General features: G+C 71.4%; 16 protein-coding genes and 1 riboswitch. Of the genes, 4 read left to right on the forward strand and 12 right to left on the reverse strand.

Going from position 1 to position 18,549, the window contains the following annotated elements; translation table 11 throughout:
- Positions 1 to 14: 14 nt before the first annotated feature.
- From OHS59_RS07905 to OHS59_RS07915, 3 genes are all read right to left on the reverse strand, one after another.
- Entirely contained in the window at positions 15 to 1,262 is a 1,248-nt protein-coding gene (locus OHS59_RS07905) for an alginate lyase family protein (RefSeq protein WP_328492666.1), read from the reverse strand.
- A 397-nt stretch (positions 1,263 to 1,659) separates the two neighbouring features.
- A complete protein-coding gene (locus OHS59_RS07910) occupies positions 1,660 to 3,432 on the reverse strand; it encodes a putative Ig domain-containing protein (RefSeq protein ID WP_328492667.1) in 1,773 nt (590 codons plus the stop codon).
- A 151-nt stretch (positions 3,433 to 3,583) separates the two neighbouring features.
- Positions 3,584 to 5,200: a glycoside hydrolase family 43 protein gene (locus tag OHS59_RS07915; RefSeq protein ID WP_328492668.1), complete on the reverse strand. Its 1,617-nt coding sequence runs from the start codon at positions 5,198 to 5,200 to the stop codon at positions 3,584 to 3,586.
- Between the two features lie 402 nt (positions 5,201 to 5,602).
- Between OHS59_RS07915 and OHS59_RS07920 the strand changes: the two genes are divergently transcribed.
- Positions 5,603 to 6,607 (forward strand): RNA polymerase sigma factor, encoded by a 1,005-nt coding sequence (locus OHS59_RS07920; RefSeq protein WP_328492669.1) that lies wholly within the window; start codon positions 5,603 to 5,605, stop codon positions 6,605 to 6,607.
- Between the two features lie 60 nt (positions 6,608 to 6,667).
- On the opposite strand, the gene OHS59_RS07925 is transcribed toward OHS59_RS07920, so the two are convergent.
- The 5 genes from OHS59_RS07925 to OHS59_RS44505 form a co-directional block, all read right to left on the reverse strand.
- Positions 6,668 to 7,795 carry an LLM class flavin-dependent oxidoreductase gene (locus OHS59_RS07925; RefSeq protein WP_328492670.1) on the reverse strand — a complete coding sequence of 376 codons (1,128 nt, stop codon included), beginning with the start codon at positions 7,793 to 7,795 and terminating at the stop codon, positions 6,668 to 6,670.
- A 15-nt stretch (positions 7,796 to 7,810) separates the two neighbouring features.
- The gene (locus OHS59_RS07930; protein WP_328492671.1) at positions 7,811 to 8,902 is read right to left on the reverse strand and encodes an LLM class flavin-dependent oxidoreductase; all 1,092 of its coding nucleotides are present in this window, start codon (positions 8,900 to 8,902) and stop codon (positions 7,811 to 7,813) included.
- Positions 8,899 to 10,308: an NtaA/DmoA family FMN-dependent monooxygenase gene (locus OHS59_RS07935; protein ID WP_328492672.1), complete on the reverse strand. Its 1,410-nt coding sequence runs from the start codon at positions 10,306 to 10,308 to the stop codon at positions 8,899 to 8,901. Before OHS59_RS07935 ends, OHS59_RS07930 begins: the two co-directional genes overlap by 4 nt.
- 19 nt (positions 10,309 to 10,327) lie before the next feature.
- Positions 10,328 to 11,605: an LLM class flavin-dependent oxidoreductase gene (locus OHS59_RS07940; protein ID WP_328492673.1), complete on the reverse strand. Its 1,278-nt coding sequence runs from the start codon at positions 11,603 to 11,605 to the stop codon at positions 10,328 to 10,330.
- 76 nt (positions 11,606 to 11,681) lie between these two features.
- Positions 11,682 to 12,011: a putative leader peptide gene (locus tag OHS59_RS44505; protein ID WP_443061397.1), complete on the reverse strand. Its 330-nt coding sequence runs from the start codon at positions 12,009 to 12,011 to the stop codon at positions 11,682 to 11,684.
- 62 nt (positions 12,012 to 12,073) lie between these two features.
- Positions 12,074 to 12,220, forward strand: a riboswitch (SAM riboswitch).
- Between OHS59_RS44505 and OHS59_RS44510 the strand changes: the two genes are divergently transcribed.
- From OHS59_RS44510 to OHS59_RS07950, 3 genes are all read left to right on the forward strand, one after another.
- Complete coding sequence (locus OHS59_RS44510; RefSeq protein WP_443061398.1) at positions 12,214 to 12,321, forward strand: putative leader peptide; 108 nt, start codon at positions 12,214 to 12,216, stop codon at positions 12,319 to 12,321. It overlaps the preceding riboswitch by 7 nt.
- A 119-nt stretch (positions 12,322 to 12,440) precedes the next feature.
- Complete coding sequence (locus OHS59_RS07945; protein WP_328492674.1) at positions 12,441 to 13,238, forward strand: glutathione S-transferase family protein; 798 nt, start codon at positions 12,441 to 12,443, stop codon at positions 13,236 to 13,238.
- Positions 13,239 to 13,337: 99 nt separating this feature from the next.
- Entirely contained in the window at positions 13,338 to 13,955 is a 618-nt protein-coding gene (locus OHS59_RS07950) for a GNAT family N-acetyltransferase (protein WP_328492675.1), read from the forward strand.
- A 13-nt stretch (positions 13,956 to 13,968) separates the two neighbouring features.
- On the opposite strand, the gene OHS59_RS07955 is transcribed toward OHS59_RS07950, so the two are convergent.
- From OHS59_RS07955 to OHS59_RS07970, 4 genes are all read right to left on the reverse strand, one after another.
- Positions 13,969 to 15,504 (reverse strand): C40 family peptidase, encoded by a 1,536-nt coding sequence (locus OHS59_RS07955; protein WP_328492676.1) that lies wholly within the window; start codon positions 15,502 to 15,504, stop codon positions 13,969 to 13,971.
- Between the two features lie 396 nt (positions 15,505 to 15,900).
- Complete coding sequence (locus OHS59_RS07960; RefSeq protein ID WP_328492677.1) at positions 15,901 to 16,902, reverse strand: sugar kinase; 1,002 nt, start codon at positions 16,900 to 16,902, stop codon at positions 15,901 to 15,903.
- Positions 16,899 to 17,771, reverse strand: coding sequence for an SMP-30/gluconolactonase/LRE family protein (locus OHS59_RS07965; protein WP_328499107.1), 873 nt, complete (start codon positions 17,769 to 17,771; stop codon positions 16,899 to 16,901). Before OHS59_RS07965 ends, OHS59_RS07960 begins: the two co-directional genes overlap by 4 nt.
- A gap of 116 nt (positions 17,772 to 17,887) precedes the next feature.
- The gene (locus tag OHS59_RS07970) at positions 17,888 to 18,538 is read right to left on the reverse strand and encodes a bifunctional 4-hydroxy-2-oxoglutarate aldolase/2-dehydro-3-deoxy-phosphogluconate aldolase (RefSeq protein WP_328499108.1); all 651 of its coding nucleotides are present in this window, start codon (positions 18,536 to 18,538) and stop codon (positions 17,888 to 17,890) included.
- Positions 18,539 to 18,549: the final 11 nt, after the last annotated feature.

The raw sequence follows: 18,549 nt of genomic DNA on the forward strand, positions 1-18,549 counted from the left end.
CGTCTGCTGCGCGCCTACTTGGCGTACATCAGCGTCCCGAAGCCGAGTTGGTCGAAGCCGCCGCTGTTCGCCCCGTAGTCACCGCCGCCGCCCTCGGGCCGCACGCTCTCGGCCATGGCGGTGATGTACGGCACGGACAGACCCCGGCGGCGGGCGTAGTGGTGGTGCAGGGCGTCCCACACCGGTCTGACCTGCCCGCGGCTCGCCGACGAGATCACCGTGTGGGACTGCTGGGCACAGTTCTGGCCCGTCCCCCAGGTGTACGTCGTGAAGGGCACGTCCTGCCCGAGGTTGTACTTGGCGACGTACTGGGCGGCCTTCATGAACCGGTTGCTGTCGTAGCCGTACAGGTCGTCGCCCTGTGACCACGCCATCTCGCAGAAGGCGCCCAGCTGCCCCATGCCCATCATGGTGTGGCCCTGGTCCCGCCCGCTCTCCTGCCACTGGGCGAGGCCCTGCGCGTCGTACAGGAACGGGACCGCGTGGGCGAGGGAGCCGTTGCCCGCGCCGTTCTTGAAGTAGCCGACGGCCTGGTCGTACTTGGCGGCGTCGTCGCAGAGGATGCCGATGGCCAGGATCGAGTTCATGGTGCAGAGATCCCAGTTGGCCCAGTAGTTGGTGACGCAGGCGTCGTTGTGCCGGGTGAGGAACTGGTTGTTGAGCGGATAGAAGACGTTCAGCATCATCCGCCTGAACCGGTCGAGGTCGAACCCGCCGTAGCCGCGCATGAGTTCGGCGGCGTTCGCGAACTGGTAGCCGTAGATCCCGGCGGCCAGGAATCGGTCGGCGTTCCCGGTGACCGTGGTGAGCGTGGCCGACCAGGCGTTGAGGATGTCGCGTGCCGTGTCGCCGTGCGCGGTGGTGCCGGCGATCTTCCAGCGCAGGGCGTTCTGGTAGGCGGCGTGGATGTCGTTGTACAGGGTGCCGTAGTTCTCGCCGGTGCCGCCGCGAATAACCGTGGCCGTCGGGCGCGGTGTCCAGCCGGCGGCCGAGTGGGAGTTGGCGGTCAGCCGGTTCCAGCCGGAGAGCCAGGGGTCGTCGCCCGCGGCGACCCGGACCTTGGCGCGGTTGAGTTCGCCGTAGGCGTGCAGCATGCCCGGGTGGGTGAAGGTCGCCGGGGCGGCCGCCGCCGTGCTGCCGGTGACGGCGGTGGTGGAGGCGCCGAGCGCGAGGGCCGTGGTGAGACCTCCGGCGGTCCTGAGCAGCCCTCGACGGCTCAACTGTGCTGCTGGGAGGTGCTGGTGGGGGGATGTGCGGCTCATTCTGTGCATCTCCGATCTTTCGGGACGGTGTCGGCGGGCGCGTTCCGGTGGGTTCTGGACGCGTGGCCGGTGTCGCGGGGGCCCGTATCGGTCGTGGGGCCGATTGGTGGGGGCCGTGTCGGTCCGGGGGGGGCCGATGTGGTGGGGCCGGGCCCGGTCATGGGCCGATGCCGTGGGGCCGGTGCCGGAGATGCCAGGCCGCGGGCGGTCGCCGCCACCCGCCCCGAGATGCCGCTCTCCTCCTGCGGGCCGGTGACGGCGACCGTGTAGTAGTACGTGCGATCCGCGTGGATGCCTCGGCAGGGACGGTCGCGAAGAGCATCCGGTGCGGCCCGGTTCCCCGTCATGGGCGGCGCGGGCTTCATGGGCGGGGCGCGGTTCATGGATGGCACACCGTTCAGGGGTGGTGCACGGTGAGTTCGAGGGACCCGGTCGCGGTGCCCACGGCGTTGGTGGCCGAGACGGTGACCGTGTGGATGCCGGGCTCCGCCGGGGTACCGGAGACCAGACCGGTCGCCCTGTCGACGGCCAGTCCCCTCGGCAGCCCCTCGGCGCCGAACGAGGTCGGCAGCGCGGTCGCCGTGACGAGGTGGTTGAAGGCGTACCCGGCCGTCGCCGTCGCCTCTCCCACGCCGGTGATCTCCGGCGTCGTGGTGGCGGCGGCCGTCACCGCGTCGAGGAAGCGGAGGCCGTGCACGTGCTCGTTGGCGAACATCGGCACCATGTCGGTGGTCAGGAACCAGCCCGGCTTCTCCATCGCGTCGTGGACGACCGTGCCGTTGACCGTCAGATTCTGGAAGGTGACGTTCCTGACGGGCCGGTCGGCGTCGTAACCCGCCAGGATCGCCGTCCCCGCCCGCGTGCCGTCGTACGTCAGGTCGCGCACGTACACGTCCTCGATGCCCCGGCCGGGCGCGGTGTTGTACCGGTTGGCCATGACCCGCAGGTTGATGAGCTGGCCCCGGGCGAAGTCCTCCACGCGGACGTCCTGGATGCGGACGCCCCGGATCAGGTTGCCGTCGCCGGCGTTCAGGGCGAGGCACCCCTGGTAGGGGATCTGCGGCTCGCGGTGCTGGAGGACGTCGATGCCGCTGAGGACGATGTTCTCGATGACCTCGGGTCTCTCCGGGTCGCCGTGGGTGCCGATGTTGACCGGGTGGGCGGTGTCGGCCCACAGCGTGGAGTCGCGGACGACGATGTCGCGGCAGTCGCCGCGGTAGTCCCAGCGGTGGCCGTAGATCGCGACGCAGTCGTCGCTGTTGCGCAGGAAGGCGCCCTCGATCAGGACGTCCTCGCTGCTGAACACGTCGATGCCGTCGCCCCACCGGCCGGAGCTGTAGGAGTGCAGGTTGCGGACGGTGACCTGCCGGGACTGCCCGATGGTGCAGGCGTAGCCGGACCTCGGGTCGAGGACGAGGACGCCGTCGATCTCGATGTTCCGGGAGAAGGCCACCAGGATGCCGCCGTCCGGGCCGAGGACGGTACCGCGGCCGGTCAGCCGGGCGTTCTCGACGTGCGTGAACTCCACGCGGGCCTTCAGCACCGCCCCGCCGGCGAGATGGACGGTGGTGTCGCTCGGCACCTTCAGCACTTCGTCCGGGACCGTGTGGATTCCCGGGCCGAAGCGGATGACGTGGGGGGCGTCGTCGGGGGCGTCGGGGTCGCTCTCCTCGTGCCGCGGCTCCTCGATCGCATTGGCGTGCAGGTGGAGGTTGTCGTGGAGGTCGCCGTCGGCCTCGACGGAGAGGTTGCGCGGCTCGGTGAGGCTGAGGTGGACGGTGTCGCCGCCCACCTCGTACGGGATGCCGTACGAGAGGGGGCGGATCCGTGCGGAGCCGATGGCGCCCTTGGACGAGGTGACCTCGACCTCCACCGTGCCGGTGAAGTCGAGGTTGGCGACCGAGGAGTTCCTGACCACACCGGCGCCGGTCCGCTCGTCGACGGTCCTGGTCCTGGCCCGCATGACGGGCACCGCGCGCCAATCTCCGCCGGGTGTACGGGCCTTGACGGAGAAGCTGGTGTTGAGCGGCACCCCGTCCGGGACGGGATGCACCACGAGCCGGTCGACGGCCTCCGGCCGCCGCGGTCCGATGCTCGGGGCGGCACCGCTCCGGACGTCGGCGCCAGGGGCATCGATGCTCTGGACGTCGATGCTCTGAACGTCGGTCATGGCTGGTCCTTGTCCGAGTGGGCCGACAGGGGGAGGCTGGGCCGGAGGGAGGGACAACCGGTTGCCATCGGTCAGTGGGCAGAGCTTCTTCCTCCGCGGAAACCACGTCAAGGGCTTGCGCCGACTTTCGAAACTACCGGGGAAACCGGTTTCACTCCCGGCCGTCGAGTTCCCGCAGCTCGAACCAGTCGAAGTCCGCCGGAGTCCGGGTCCCGCCCAGATCCTGCGCACAGACACCGACGAACGCTCCGGTGAACCGCAGCCGGGACCCGTGGTCGTCGGATAGTTTCCCCGCGTCCAGAACGGGCCCCACGGGATGCCAGTCCATGCCGTCGGGCGACGCGGAGAAGCGCAGTTCCGCCTCGTCGAAGCGGGCCCGCAGATGGACCGACGGCCAGTCGTCCGTGGCGAGTTCGCTCTCCGGAAGCTCGCTGTACGCGCCGTCGTCGGTGAGGACGATCCCGAGCACGCGGCCCTTGCCCTCGGCGTGGGTGAGGCGGAGGTAGTAGTGCGTCGAGGTGTCGTACCAGCAGATGAGGCCGGCGAGTTGACCGAAGTGCGCGGGCCGGAAGTCGACGACCGTCGTCGCCTCGCACCGCACGGAGGTGAGCCTTCTCGCGACCAGGCTCTGGTCGAACCGTGAGTGCGGACTCTGGCGCCCACGCAGCCGCAGATGCCCCGGACGTTCACCCAGGGACAGCCAGTCGGGGGCGGGGGCCCTGCGGAGCGTGCTCCAATGCCCGCCCAGGGAGACGGAGTCGAAGTCGTCACGGAGGACCGGCACGGGCACGGGACCAGGACCAGGCCCAGGACCGGGTTCCGCTCCCATGGGCGCCGCGACCTCCAGGCTCGGCAGTCGTCCGCCGTCGGCCAGGCGCAGCCAGGCGTCGTCCGTCCACGTCACGCGCTGCAGGCAGGTCTCCCGGCCGAGGACACAGCGCGGCCCGTCCGGTGTGGCCACGGGCCGGGAGGCCAGGTGCGCGAGGTACCACTCCCCCTCCGGGGTCTCGACCAGCTCACCGTGACCGGCCTTCTGCAGCGGCCAGCCGGGGGCGTCCCGGGTGGTCAACAACGAGCCCCGGGGGTCGAGTTCGTACGGGCCCGCCAACTCCCGCGAGCGGGCCATGAGGATGCCGTGGTTCCAGCCGGTTCCCCCCTCGGCCAGCATCAGGTGATACCAGCCGTCGCGCCGGTACACGTTGGGGCCCTCGACCAGTTCCCCGTGCGTGAGGATCGTGCGCGGCCGGCCGATCAGGGCCCGCTTCCCGGCGTCGTACTCCTGCAGGACGATCCCGGCGAAGGAGGGGTGTCCGTCGCGCGGATCCCACTGGAGGTTGAGCAGCCAACTGCGGCCGTCCTCGTCGTGGAAGAAGGACGGATCGAAGCCGGAGGAGTTGAGGAACACCGGCTCCGACCACGGACCGTCGATCGACGGAGCCGTGATCAGGAGATTGTCGACGTCCTTGTACGGGTGCCCGACGGTCCGCACGATGCTGTGGACCAGCCAGAACCGCTCGTCGTGGTACGAGAGGGAGGGCGCCCACACACCGGCCGAGTCGGCGACTCCGCGCAGGTCGAGCAGGTCGGGGCGGTCCAGGATGTGGCCGGCCGGAGTCCAGTGGACGAGATCGGTCGAACGGTGCACGGGTACACCCGGGAACCACTCGAAGGTGGAGGTGACCAGGAAGTACTCCGCGCAGACGCGCACGATGCCCGGGTCCGGGTGGAATCCGGGCAGCACGGGGTTGCGGATGCGGGCCGCGGTCATGGGGGTCCCTCCGAGGTCCTGGGCACGCTGGGCGTGCCGGGCGCTGAGGCGCGCTCAACCTAGGAACCGGTTGCCGCCGGGTCAACGCCTCCGGCACCCGGGCACCGCTATTCGAAACTTTTCGGCCGCCCGGCCCCGGCGCCCCGGAAACACGGAAAATCCGCGCAGCCGACCCGGAGGCGGACTCACGAAACGCCTCGAAAAGCAACCACGCGGAACACGTGATACATCTCACCCGAATTTTGCGATAATTCCGTGCCCTCTCCGACGGCTCGGGCGGGTGTACCTTTATGAGCGGAAAGTGGAATGACGAGAATGTGGGATTTCCTGGGGCCCAGAGGTCCTGGTTGACATTGCTGAGTGTGCGCGGGGACTGAGGCCCGGGAAGAGATGCTGAGCGCGATGGAGACAGACACCCAGGAGCAGCAGGCCCTTCCGCTGTCTCCGGACGACGAGTCCGACGCCCCTGAACCCGTGCTCACGTCCGACGGCGCCAGCGTCGATCAGGTCCGCGACTACCTCAAGGTGATCAGCCGCGTCCGCCTGCTCACCGCCGCGCAGGAGGTGGATCTCGCCAGACGGATCGAGGCCGGCCTCTTCGCGCAGCGGAAGCTCGACGAGGAACACGCTCTGGACCCGGTGTTCCGGCAGGAGCTGACCGCGGTCGCCGAGGACGGTCTCCGGGCGAAGTCCCACCTCACCGAGGCGAACCTCAGGCTGGTCGTGTCCATAGCCAAGCGCTACACGAGGCGCGGGCTCAACTTCCTGGACCTGATCCAGGAGGGCAACACGGGTCTGATCCGGGCCGTCGAGAAGTTCGACTACGTCAAGGGATTCAAGTTCTCGACCTACGCGACCTGGTGGATCCGGCAGGCGATTTCACGCGCTCTGGCCGATCAGAGCCGCACCATCCGTATTCCGGTCCACGCGGTGGAAGCGATCAACAAAGTGGCCCGACTGCGTCGGGAATTGATCCAGGAGCTGGGCGTCGAGCCCACGGTGGAGCAGATCGCGGAAAAACTGGATCTACCCGTATCGAAGATCGTGGAACTCGACACCTACATCAAGGAACCCGTCTCCCTGCATATGCCGCTGGGCGAGGAGGGCGGCACCGAACTCGGTGACGTGATCGAGGACAGTGAGAGTGTCTCCCCCTTCGACGCGGTGTCGTTCCGTCTCCTCAGGGACACCATCCAGACCGTCCTGTCCCATATGACCCCGCGCGAAGCGGGCATCATCACCCTCCGCTACGGGCTCCTGGACGGCCAGGCGAAGACCCTGGAGGAGATCGGCCAGGTCTACGGGGTCACCCGTGAGCGCATCCGCCAGATCGAGTCCAAGACGATGTCGAAGCTGCGCCACCCGTCGCGCTCGCAGGCACTGCAGGACTACGTGGGCCTGGGCTGAGCCCCGCCCACTCGCCCGCGGAGGAGCGGAAAGCCCCGCCGCGAACGAGCCGGCGCACTCTCACCTCTGTCGCCACTCCTCCGCCAGCAGCTCGTACGAGCGGACCCGGTCCGCGTGGTCGTGGGTGATGGTGGTGATCAGCAGCTCGTCGGCCCCGGTGGCCTCCCGCAGTTGTTCCAGTTGCCCGGCGACCCGGCTCGGGGAGCCGACGAACTGGGTGTCGAGCCGGTCCTGGACCAGCGCCCGGTCCGCGTCGGTCCAGACATGGGCGCGGGCCTCGTCGGGAGTGGGGAAGGGGATCGCGCCCTCCGCCGTGCGGATGCTGCGCACCCACGGACCGTATCCGGCGGCCAGTTCACGGGCTCGCGCGTCGTCCTCGGCGACCACGACGTCGGCCGAGACGCTCACATACGGCTTGTCGAGTACGTCGGAGGGCTGGAACGCGGCCCGGTAGGCCTCGACCGCCTCCAGTACGGTCCCCGGACTGACGTGGTAGTTCGCCGCGAACCGCAGGCCGCCCCGGCCCGCGACCTCGGCGCTCTCACCACCGCTGCTGCCCAGGATCCACACCTGGACGTCGGCGCCCTCACCCGGGACCACATGGGCCTCGACGCCGTCCGGCGACCGGTAGGTGCCGGCCAGCAGCGCGAGGATGTCGTCGATCTGCTCGCCGTACTCCTGCGACTCGGCGTTCGGCTGCTTGAGCAGTCTCAGCTGGAGCGCGACGCGGGGCGAGCCGAGCAGGTGCGCGAAGGAGAACTTCGGCGGGATCAGCAGGCCGTTCGGGGCGCGGCCGTCCACGACCGGCGTCGCGTCCGGCAGGGGTTCGGCGGGTCCGCCGGGCGGTCGGCCGCCGGAGCGGCCGAGGCCCAGGTCGAGGCGCCCGGGATGGAGCGCGTCGATCAGTCCGAACTCCTCGACCGTGGACAGGGCGGTGCGGTGGCCCAGTTGTACGGCTCCGGAGCCGAGCCGGATCGTCGAGGTCGCGGACGCGGTGAGCGCGAGCACGACCGCCGGGGAGGTGCCGGCCACTCCGGGGTTCAGGTGGTGCTCGGCGAACCAGTAGCGCGAGTAGCCCAGTTGTTCGCTCCGCCGGGCCAGGTCGATGGAGTTGCGCAGCGCGTCGGCCGCGGTGGAGCCGGACGACACCGGGACCAGGTCCAGGACGCCGAGAGGGATGTCTGACATGGGTGGGGGTGCTCCTCAGCGGTCGGCGGCGACGGGTACCGGCGTGGGTCCGGTCTGCACCGGGCCCCAGGGGAACGGCGGGTCGGGGATCTCGCGGCGCAGCACCGGGGCGATGGCCGACTGGAAGAGCGCGAGCGAGTCGCGGTGCCGGGTGTCCGTCAGTCCACCGGCGTCCGCGTGCAGATGCAGCACGGTGTGTCCGAACCGTTCGTGGTAGCGGTGCACTTTCTCGATGATCTGCTGCGGGCTGCCGATGAGCGCCGAGCTGCGCTCCACGAAGTCCTCCAGGGTGGCGAAGACCGGCTCCAGACCGAGCCGCTTCTGGAACGCCAACTGACCCTCGAAGACCGGCCGGTAGGCGCTGATCGCCTCCTGTGACGTACGGGCCGCGTAGTAGCCCGCGGTCCCGGCGCCGACCGCGATACGGGCCGGGTCGTGGCCGTGGAACTCCCAGCGTTCGCGGTAGTACCGGATCAACTCGGCGTACGGCTCGATGGGGTTGGTGACGTTCGCCGAGAAGAGCGGGTCTCCGTAGCGGGCGGCGAGGTCCACGGACTCCTTGCTCGTGGCGCTGCCGTGCCAGACGCGGATGGGCTGTTGGAGCGGTCTGGGCCATACCTCCGCGTCGACCAGTTCCGGGCGGAAGCGGGTCTCCGCCGTCACCTTGTCCTGCCGCCAGAGCTGCCGGAACACCTCGTAGCTCTCGGCGTTGCGGTCCCACTGATCCTCAGGGGTGACGTGGAACAGGTCGCGCTGGGCGGCCCCGTTGCCCTTGCCGATGATCAGTTCGAGGCGTCCGCCGGACAGGTGGTCAAGGGTCGCGTAGTCCTCGTACGCGCGCACCGGATCGAGGAGGCTGAGGGTGGTCACCGCCGTGAACAGGCGGATCCGGGAGGTGAGTGCGGCGATGTGGCTGAGGACGACGGGCGGCGAGGAGGAGATGAAAGGGCGCTCGTGCCGCTCCCCCACGCCGAAGCCGTCGAAGCCCAGCTCCTCGGCGAGCAGGGCGTTGTCGAGGACTTCGCGGAAGCGGGCGGCGGTGGACTTCTGGACGCCTGTCACCGGGTCCGGCGCGTGCACGATCAGGGTGATGGCCAGGAATTTCATGAGGCGGCTGCCCGCTCGGCCTGCGGCGCGGAGTCGGCGGAACCGGACCGGGCGGAGGGCCGGGCCAGTCCCAGGTGGTCGCGCAGGGTCGTGCCCTCGTACTCCGTGCGGAAGACGCCGCGCTCCTGGAGCAGCGGGACGACGGTGTCGGCGAAGACGTCGAGGCCGCCGGGGGTGATGTGCGGGACGAGGATGAACCCGTCGCTGGCGTCGGCCTGCACGAACTCGTTGATCGTGTCCGCGACCGTCGCCGGGGAGCCGACGAAGGCCTGCCGGCTGCCCGTCTCGATGACCAGGTCGCGGATCGACCACTTGTTGGCCGCGGCCAGCTCCCGCCACTCGCGGGCGGTGGCCAGCGGGTCGCGGTACATCCGCACCTGGGCCCGGCCGCGGGCGAGGGTGTGCTCTCCGAGGTCGGGGTCGATGTCGGGCAGCGGCCCGTCCGGGTCGTACCCGGACAGGTCGCGGTTCCAGACGAACTCCAGGTGCTTGAGCGCGGTCGCCCCGCTGACCTGCTGCCGGCGCACCTCGTGGGCCAGTTCCTGGGCCTCGGCGTCCGTGTCGCCCAGGACGAAGGTCGCGGCGGGCAGGATCAGCAGCTGGTCGGGGGTACGGCCGTGGCGGGCCAGCCGGCCCTTGACGTCCGTGTAGAACTCCTGGCCCTCCTTGAGGGTGGCGTACCGGCTGAAGATCGCGTCGGCGCCGGCCGCGGCGAACTCGCGGCCCTCCTCGGAGTCGCCGGCCTGGAAGATCACCGGGCGGCCCTGCGGGGAGCGGGGGACGTTGAACCGCCCCTCGATGTCGAAGTGCTGCCCCTGGTGGACGAAGGCTCCGGCCTTGGCGTCGCGCAGGAACGTGCCGGTCTCCTGGTCGGCGACGATCTCGTCCCCGCGCCAGGAGTCGAAGAGCTCGTTCGCGGTGGCCAGGAACTCCTTGGCCCGGGAGTAGCGCTCCTCCTTCGGGAGGAAGCCGCCGCGGCGGAAGTTCTCGCCGGTGAAGGCGTCCCAGGAGGTGACGACGTTCCAGGCGGCGCGTCCGTCGGAGAGGTGGTCGAGGCTCGCGAACTGCCGGGCCACCTCGTAGGGCTCGTTGAACGTGGAGTTGATGGTGCCGGTCAGTCCGAGGCGTTCGGTGACGGCGGCGAGCGCGGACAGGACGGTGAAGGTGTCGGGCCGGCCGACGACGTCCAAGTCGTATATCCGGCCGCCCTGTTCGCGCAGGCGCAGGCCTTCGGCGAGGAACAGGAAGTCGAACTTGGCGCGTTCGGCGGTGCGCGCGAAATGGGCGAAGGAGCTGAACTCGATGTGGCTGCCGGCTTCGGGGTCGCTCCACACGGTGGTGTTGTTGACGCCGGGGAAGTGGGCCGCGAGGTGGATCTGCTTGACGGGCTTGCGGGGCTCGCTCATGTTCGTGGGTCCTTCCGGCTCAGGCGGTGGTGACGGCGTCGGCGGCCACGGCTTCGGGGGCGGCGTAGCGGTTGGCCGGGCGGTCGAGCCCGAGCAGCCCGCGCAGGGTGTCGGCCTCGTACGCGTGCCGGAAGACGCCCCGGCGCTGGAGTTCGGGGACCAGGCCCCGGGTGATCGCGGGGAGGTCGTGACCGGCGACGGCGGGGCGCAGCCGGAAGCCGGTGAGCCCGGCCTCGCTCAACTCCTGGAGCAGGTCGGCCAGTTCGACCGGGGTGCCGGTGAAGATCCGGGCGTCGCTCGTGTACGGGTACCCCGCGAGGGCGTCGAGCCGCTCCTTGCGGGCCGCGGCCTCGGCGGGGTCGTCGTCCAGGAGGACGACCAGGTCGCCGAAGAGGTGCAGGGTCTCCCCGGCCCGCCCGGCCGCGTCCTGTTCGGCGCGCACCGCGGCCACGATCGTCCGGGCCTGCCCGATGTCGTGCGGGGTGACGAACCCGAGGTCGGCGGAGCGGCCGAGGAGCCGGAACGGCGCGCCGGTCACGGTCTCGTGGGCGAGCGCACCGACCAGCGGCTGGCCCTGCGGGGGCCTGGGGGTGATCGAGGGTCCCTTGACGCTGAAGTGCTTGCCCTCGAAGTCGATGTAGTGCAGCTTGTCCCGGTCCACGAACCGGCCGGTGGCGACGTCCCGGATCTCCGCGCCGTCCTCCCAACTGTCCCACAGCCGCCGTACCGCTTCGACGTGGTCGGCCGCCTCGTCGAAGAGGTCGACCGTCAGCTCCCGCACCTCGGGGCTGCCCAGGTCCTCGATACGGAACGAGGGGAGCGTACGGCGGCCGAAGTGCGCGGCCTCGTTCCGGCGGGCCGACACCTGCACCCGGACGCCCGCGCGGCCGGTGCTCACATAGTCGAGCGTGGCGATGGCCTTCGAAATGTGGAAGGGCTCCGTGTGGGTGGCCACCACGGTCGGCAGCAGACCTATGTGGCTGGTCAGCGGTGCGACGCGGGCGGCGATGAGGACGGCGTCGAGACGGCCGCGGACCTGGTCGGTCCGTCCGTCGGGTTCGGTGAAGTGCGAGGACTGGAGGCCGAGGGCGTCCTCGATGGTCACGAAGTCGAGCAGGCCGCGTTCGGCCTCGGTGACGAGGTCCGTCCAGTAGCCGGCGGTGAGCAGGTCACGGGGGCGGGCAACCGGTTCGCGCCAGGCGGCGGGGTGCCAGCCCGCGCCGTCGAGCGCCACGGCGAGGTGCAGGGCGGCGCTGTGGGGAGTTGGTGAGGGCAGGGCAGAGGGTGCTGAGGACACGGGACGTGCCTTCCTGATCGACCGTAGGGGAGAGCCGGCCCTCACCGGACGAGGGCAGAGCCGCGAGACGTACGGGTCAGGGACGACAGAGCGCGCCGGCGATGCGCAGGAGGTCGATGTGCGGCCGGGTGTAAAGGCGGACGCGGCGCCTCGGGGCGATCTCGGGAACGTGGAGGCGGGGCACGGGGCGTGGTCGCACGTGCGTCACCTCCGTCCCTGCGGCTCGGCGGACCCGCGTCCGGCCGGCCTCGTTCGCGGTCCCGTGATCGGGCGCCGTCTGCTCGTCGACGCACACAACAGTACGGCTGTTCCTTTTCTTCCGGCAGACGGTAATTGATCTCGGAAGTCCGGGGACGGCTCGGCCCGCGGTCCGGCTGCCCACGTACTGACCGGTCCGGCTGCCCACGTACTGAGACGTCGTCTCGCCTTCTTGACGACCTCACTCAGCGCACCGACACTTGCGGGGACGGTCACGATTGTCAGCGCCCGTCGGACGGAGTCCTTCCCGTCCGTGCGGTCATCGGCCCCGGCCCGCTGGCAGGCAACCCTTCCACCGCGACGGGGTGCCCCGGGTGACGACCGGGTTCCGCCGGTGCGGCGGGACAAGCGTGGTCCCGCCTCGTGCGGGCCAGGACCGGGACGGGTGGGAATTGCCCAGGAACGGCTTGACGAGGCGACTGCACATCGATCTGTTGCGCGTCTCCAGCGCTTACTAGTCCACCGCCGGTCCGTTGGATCCGGGCCTGTTGGACCTGCACGACACAGCGCAGTCACTCCGTTTCGCCACTGGTGCCCACAAGGCGGCCAGGGCTTCCGCGATTCCCTCTGGAGAGCCATGCCCGAGACAGTTTCCCGCGGTGCGAGCACAGGTACCTTCGCGACGGCCGCACGTACGCCGGTCACCGACACACCCGCCTGTAGTGGGGCCGCACCGAGCGCGACCGCACGCCCGCACCGCTTCCGCGGCCGCATAGGCGTCGGCCTCGCCGGCGGCTTCTACCCGGCGGCGCACCGCTATCAGCTGTATCTGTCCGAAGGCTGTCAGCGTTCGCTGCGCGTCTCGATCACCCTCGCCCTGCTGGGACTTGAGAACTCCACGGCCACCACGGTCCTGACCCGCCCCGCCGAGACACCCGACGCCTTCGCCGCGCTGCGCCGGGCCTACGAGGCGACCTGGCACCACTACGACGGCCCGCTCACCGCGCCCGCGCTGTGCGACCGGTGGAGCGGACGCGTCGTCAGCAACCACACGCCCGACATCCTGCGCGACCTCGCCGACCTCGCGGAACTCGCCGACCTCCGGGACGGCGAAGGGCCCTGTCCGCCCGCGCTGCGGCCACCGGCCCTGGCCGCCGAGATCGACGCCCTGCGTGAACTCCTCGACCGGGACGTCACTCCGACCGCCCCGCCCCATGCCAGGGCGGCGACCCTGACCCTGCTCGATCACCAACTGTCTGTGAACACCCACGCGTTGGGTGACGCGATCACCGCCGCGGACGTCGACCTCTGGGTCGCGCTCACCCACCTCGGCACGGATGGCGGCGCCCGGTCCGCGTACCCCCACCTGGATCGGTACGTCCGGCGTCTCGGCCGGCACCCGGCCTTCCTCGGCAGTGGGCGGACGGGGCGTTAGAGCCCTGCCCGGCCACCGTTGCGAACACGGTGTTTCCGTTCTGCGAACAGGAGGCCGCAGCCGACGACACGCCTCGCCCGCCGGTGTGAGCATGTCCGCATGATCAGGGAAGAAGCCACGGAAACCCTGGAAGCCAGGGAAGCCAGGGAAGCCAGGGACGAGGATTGTGCCGTCCGGCGGGCACCGGCGGTCCGCTGGGTGTCCGAGGAGTGGGACGCCCCGGCTCCGGCCCGGCTGCGGGAGCAGATGTCCGCCGAACTGGCCCCGCGCTACGCGCCCGTCGAGCACCGGCGGGTGCGTGCGCCGCAGCCCGCGGCCGAGGAGATCGTCGTCACCTGGGTCGCCTACGCCGACGACGTGCCGGTGGCCACCGCCTCACTGCGCAGGCTGCCCGACCGGCACGAGGTGAAGCGGGTGTTCGTGCACCCCGACCACCGTGGCCGGGGCCTGGCGCGAGCGGCTCTTTCGGCGGTGGAGTCGACCGCGCTGAGCCTCGGCGTCGAGCGGCTGTGGCTGCAGACGGGCGCGCTCCAGCCGGAGGCACGGGCGCTCTACACGCGGGAGGGCTGGCAGGAGGTGCGGCCGTACGCCCCGTACGACCGCAACCCGTTCAGCGTCTGTTTCACCAAGGCGCTCACGGAGCCGACACCGGCATCCGCATCGGCATCGGCATCGGCATCGGCATCGGCATCGGCATCGGCGCCACGGTCCCGCTGACCGCCGACGCCCCTCAGGCGGGGCGTATCACGCTGTGGATCGCCGACTCGCCGGCCCAGTAGATCGACTCCTCGCGGATGGCCACGCCCGGGCTCGGTGCGTGGATCATCATGTTGTTGCCGGTGCAGATGCCCACGTGTGCGACCTGCCCGCTGAAGAGAACCAGGTCGCCGGGCCGGATGTCCGCGACGGACACCATCGTGCCGGCGGTCGCCTGGTCCTGGACGCTACGCGGGAGCGCGACCCCGGCGGCCTTCCAGGCGGCCTGCGTGAGACTGGAGGGGTCGTACGAACCCGGACCCATCGCGCCCCATACGCACGGCTTGCCGATCTGGGCGCGTGCGAACTCGACGGCCCTGGCGCCCTGCCCGCCGTACCCGGGGTCGGGCGCCGCGTAGGCGGGTGTGGCGTAAGCCGGCGCGGCGTAGGCGGGGTCGGGGGCGGGCACGCCGTACCCGGGACTGGTCGCAGCCTGCATGTCGAGGGCGACCCCCGTGGCGATGGGCGTGCTCGCGTCGACGTACATGCTCGTGTCGGACTGCTGGACACCGGTGTACTGGGGGCCGACGTACTGGTCGACTGCGAGGTACATGCCGTTGCCGATGCTCTGGTCGGCGGCGACACCCGCTCCCGTGCCGGGCATGCCGGGGTACATGGGCGCACCGGCGTACATGTCCGTACCCGCGCGCATGTCCGTACCGATGGCCGGTTGCTGCCACGCGTCCGCTCCGGTGCCGGCCGCGCGGTAACTCTGTTCCTGGGCGGCGGGACCCCAGGCGCCCTCGATCGGGCGGAAGGGCCGCGACTCCGCGACGGGTGCGGGTGCGCTCCGCCGGGCGGCATGCCCGGCGAGCAGGTCACGGGCCTGCCCGAGCTTTCGCTGGTTGCGCTGCTTCGAGGACTTCAGCGTCGCCTGCGACGGCCCGCCGGACGGTCCGGGCGAGGCCTTGTCGGCCGCCTGGCGCTGTGCAGGTACGGCCGGCAGCGCGGCGACGGGTCCCGCGGTCAACTCCGGCCCGGGCCCCGCGGTCAGCTCCGCGACGGGTCCGGCGGCACCTCCGGCACCGGGACCGGCGCTCGGACCGGCGGTCAGTTCCAGGACGGGCCTGTCGGAAGCCGCACGGCTCTCACGGCCACCGCCGCCCGGACGGCCGCCCGCATCGGCGGCGGGCCGGGACCCGGCCGAGCCGCGGTCCGGCATCCGGTCGGGCGGCAGCACCGCCTGAAATACGGGACCCAGCTGCGAACGCCCCACGTCGAACCACTGCTTCGCGACGTCCGGCAGCGGGGCGGCGGCATCGGCGCCTGCGCCTCGGCCGCCCCTGTCCCTCTCCCTGGAAGTCGGCTTGACCGTGTCGCGCGACGCCGTGGTCATCGCACGGGTGGCGTTGAAGTTTCCGCTGGCGTTCTCGACGCGGTCGTAGAGATTGCTGATCCGCTGCTGGACTTCCTCGCGGCTGGGCTCGTCGCCCCGCTGGGCGGGAATGCCTGCGGAGGAGAACTGGTCCACGGAAGAGGGGGCCGCCTTCACGAGGGCGGAGCGGGACATGCCGGGGAGGCCGGTGCCTCCGGGGCGCTGCGTTCGTTCCGGCGCGATGGGAGACGACTCCTTCCGTGCACCGCCTGCCGGGTCGTCTTTCGGGTCCGGGCGGACGGTTCCGGAAGGCATGCCCTACGACCCCTGTCCGCTGGACAGTTGGGCCGATTCACCCTGAAAGTCGACTGGACCTCCGGCTCCGACCGCCGTGAGGGCCTGTCGGATTCGGCGGAGACCGCGCGACCCGGCGAGGTTCACCGGTGGGAGTCGTACGGTCTGTCCGTCAACTTAGCCAACTTGTGTGTCTCGCGTGAAGATTGAAGTGCGAAGTGTCCGATATGTAAATGTGACCTTCGTCGTACCCGAAGGTGACCTCCGCTACTTGACCACCGCAGTGCGACCGGTTCGTCACTCGCGGTTCACGGCGGCCCATTCGTGCGCGGGGAGGCCGAGGAGCCGTTCGATCCGGGCACTGTCGGGCAACGGGCCGTGATCGCCCGTCACTTGGAGTGCCGACCCGGCCGTGATGTGCCCGAGCCTCAGCGCGCGCTCCATGTCGACGCCCCGCAGCAGTCCGGTCAGGAATCCGGCGGCGAAGGCGTCTCCCGCGCCGACGGGCTCCACCACGTCCGTGCGCAGAGCGGGCACGGTCCAGGAGTCTTCGCCGCCGAAGACGGTGGCTGTCCGGCCACCGTCCTTGACGACGAGGAGGCGCGGGTGCGGCAACAGCCGGCGTACGTCGGCGAGTTCGAGGCCGGCGCCCCAGAGGTCCTGTGCCTCGTCCAGTCCGACGAAGGTGATGTCGGCACGGTCGGCGAGGTCGCGCAGCACGGGGGCGGCCGTTCCGGGCGGCCACAGCGCGGGGCGGTGGTTGACGTCGAAGCTCACGGCGTGGGGACGCTCGGCCTGCGGTACGGCGAGCGCCTCCACGACCAGGCTCCGGCAGGACGGGGAGAGGGCCGCGGTCACGCCCGTGAGATGGACGACGGAGGCGGTCGTGAGTCTGTCGTCCTTCAGTACGTCGGGGCCCAGGGCCGAGGCCGCCGAGTCGCCCCGGTAGTAGTGGACACTGGTGCCCGAGCCGGTGGGCTCCTTCACGAGCAGGCCCGTGGGCCGTTCCGGGTCGTGGCGCACTCCGCCGACATCGACGCCGGGCGCGCCGACCGCGGCGAGCACCCGCCGCCCCAACGCGTCGTCGCCCAGCGCCGAGAGCCAGGAGACGGGGACGCCCAGGTCGGCCAGGTACATCGCCACGTTCGACTCGGCCCCGGCCACCGACACCCGCAGGTCCTCGGCGGTCTCCAGGGACTCGGACGGGGCGGGGGCCAACGCGGCCATGGTCTCGCCGATGCAGACCACCGCTCCCTCGCGGGGCCGCCAGACAGCGCGGGGTACGGACGCGCTCTTCACGACGCCTCCCGTCGGGCCGGTCGGGCCGGGTCGGGGGCAGAGGCATCCGTGCGGTGCCGGTACACGTCCGCCCGCCTGCCCGGTACGTCGACCCGCGCGGTGAACACGGCGCCGTCGTACGGGCCGGGCTCGGCGAGGCCCACCCGGGCGGTGGTGATGTGCAGTACGTCCTCCCCCAGGCACACTCCGGCGGGCTGCCGCGCGGGCAGGCGCACCGTCCGGTCGAGGCGGCCGTCCGGCAGATACCGGCGTACGGTGCCGGTGCCCCACACCGCCACCCACACCGCGCCCTCGGCGTCCACGGCCATCCCGTCGGGGCTGCCGTCGTCGACGGTGACGTACACCTCCGGGGTTCCGAGTTCGGCGGTGACCGGGTCGACGGGGTAGCGCCGGACGACTCCCCGGGCGCTGTCGGCCAGGTACATGGTGCGGCCGTCGGCCGTGAAGGCGGGCCCGTTGGGCACCGTGATGCCGTCGAGGACGCGGGCCACCGTGCCGTCGTGGTCGACGCGGTAGAGGGAGCCGGCTCCGTCGTCGGCGTCGTAGGCCATGCTGCCCGCCCAGAAGCGGCCGAAAGGATCGGCGGTGCCGTCGTTCATCCGCACGGGCCGTACGGCGTCCGCCTCGGGCTGTGCCAGCGAGCGTGTCGAGCCGTCGGGGGCGAGCAGGCAGAAACCGGTTCCGGCGGCGGCGATCCAGGTGCCGGGGGCGTCGGCCACGGGGGCCACCGCGCCCAGCGGAACCGGCAGTTGGGCCAGCTGTCGCAGCGGCTCGGTGGGATCGTCCCCGGCGGTGAGCAGGCGGCCCGCGAGGATGTCCACGAGCACGAGGCCCTGGTCCGTCCAGCGGATGCCTTCGCCGAGTTCCAGCCGGTCGGGGCGGAGGGCTTCCGCTTCGACCGACTGGAACTCGGTGGGCGCGGCGCCTTCGGCCGGTTCGGGGCCTCCGATGGGCCCGGCGCCTTCGGCCTTCGCTGCGGCGTCGGTCACGGCGTACCTTCCTGCGCGACGGCGATGTCGTTCGCCACGGTGAGGAACGCCCGCGCACGGTCCCGCAGCGCGGTCAGGCTGCCGCCGTCGGCCGCGTCCCCGACCAGCGGTGACCCGACGCCGACGGCGGTCGCCCCGGCCGCCAGATACGCGCGGGCGGCGGCCCCGTCGACACCGCCCACCGGCACGAACAGCTCGTGCGGGAACGGGCCGCGCAGGGCCTTGAGGTAGGCGGGGCCGCCCGCCTGGGCAGCGGGGAAGATCTTGAGTGCGGCCACGCCGAGACCACGCGCGGCCACGATCTCGGTCGGGGTCATCACCCCGGCCAGGACCGGCAGTCCGAGCTCGCGCGCCGCGGTCACGCCGTCCCCGAGCGCGGGGGTGACGGCGAAGTCCGCGCCGGCCCGGCGGGCGTCGCGCGCGTCGTCGGCGGTCAGGACCGTCCCCGCGCCGAGTGGCCGGTCGGGGCCGAGCGCTTCGCGGGCCCGCTCGATGACCGTCAGGGCGTCCTTGCCGCTGAGGGACACCTCGATCAGCTCGACGCCCTCTTCGGCCAGGGCCAGCACGGTGCGTACGGCGGCTTCCGGGTCGTCGCCGCGCACGATCGCGACCAGGCGGTGGGCGGTCAGGGCCGCTCGAAGATCCAGAAGATCCATGC

The sequence above is a fragment of the Streptomyces sp. NBC_00414 genome, from assembly GCF_036038375.1.
GTDB lineage: Bacteria > Actinomycetota > Actinomycetes > Streptomycetales > Streptomycetaceae > Streptomyces.

Coding starts and splice junctions, on each gene's coding strand:
- OHS59_RS07905 (WP_328492666.1), bottom strand. CDS start 1,262: ATGAGCCGCACATCCCCCCACCAGCACCTCCCAGCAGCACAGTTGAGC.
- OHS59_RS07910 (WP_328492667.1), bottom strand. CDS start 3,432: ATGACCGACGTTCAGAGCATCGACGTCCAGAGCATCGATGCCCCTGGC.
- OHS59_RS07915 (WP_328492668.1), bottom strand. CDS start 5,200: ATGACCGCGGCCCGCATCCGCAACCCCGTGCTGCCCGGATTCCACCCG.
- OHS59_RS07920 (WP_328492669.1), top strand. CDS start 5,603: ATGGAGACAGACACCCAGGAGCAGCAGGCCCTTCCGCTGTCTCCGGAC.
- OHS59_RS07925 (WP_328492670.1), bottom strand. CDS start 7,795: ATGTCAGACATCCCTCTCGGCGTCCTGGACCTGGTCCCGGTGTCGTCC.
- OHS59_RS07930 (WP_328492671.1), bottom strand. CDS start 8,902: ATGAAATTCCTGGCCATCACCCTGATCGTGCACGCGCCGGACCCGGTG.
- OHS59_RS07935 (WP_328492672.1), bottom strand. CDS start 10,308: ATGAGCGAGCCCCGCAAGCCCGTCAAGCAGATCCACCTCGCGGCCCAC.
- OHS59_RS07945 (WP_328492674.1), top strand. CDS start 12,441: ATGCCCGAGACAGTTTCCCGCGGTGCGAGCACAGGTACCTTCGCGACG.
- OHS59_RS07950 (WP_328492675.1), top strand. CDS start 13,338: ATGATCAGGGAAGAAGCCACGGAAACCCTGGAAGCCAGGGAAGCCAGG.
- OHS59_RS07955 (WP_328492676.1), bottom strand. CDS start 15,504: ATGTCCCGCTCCGCCCTCGTGAAGGCGGCCCCCTCTTCCGTGGACCAG.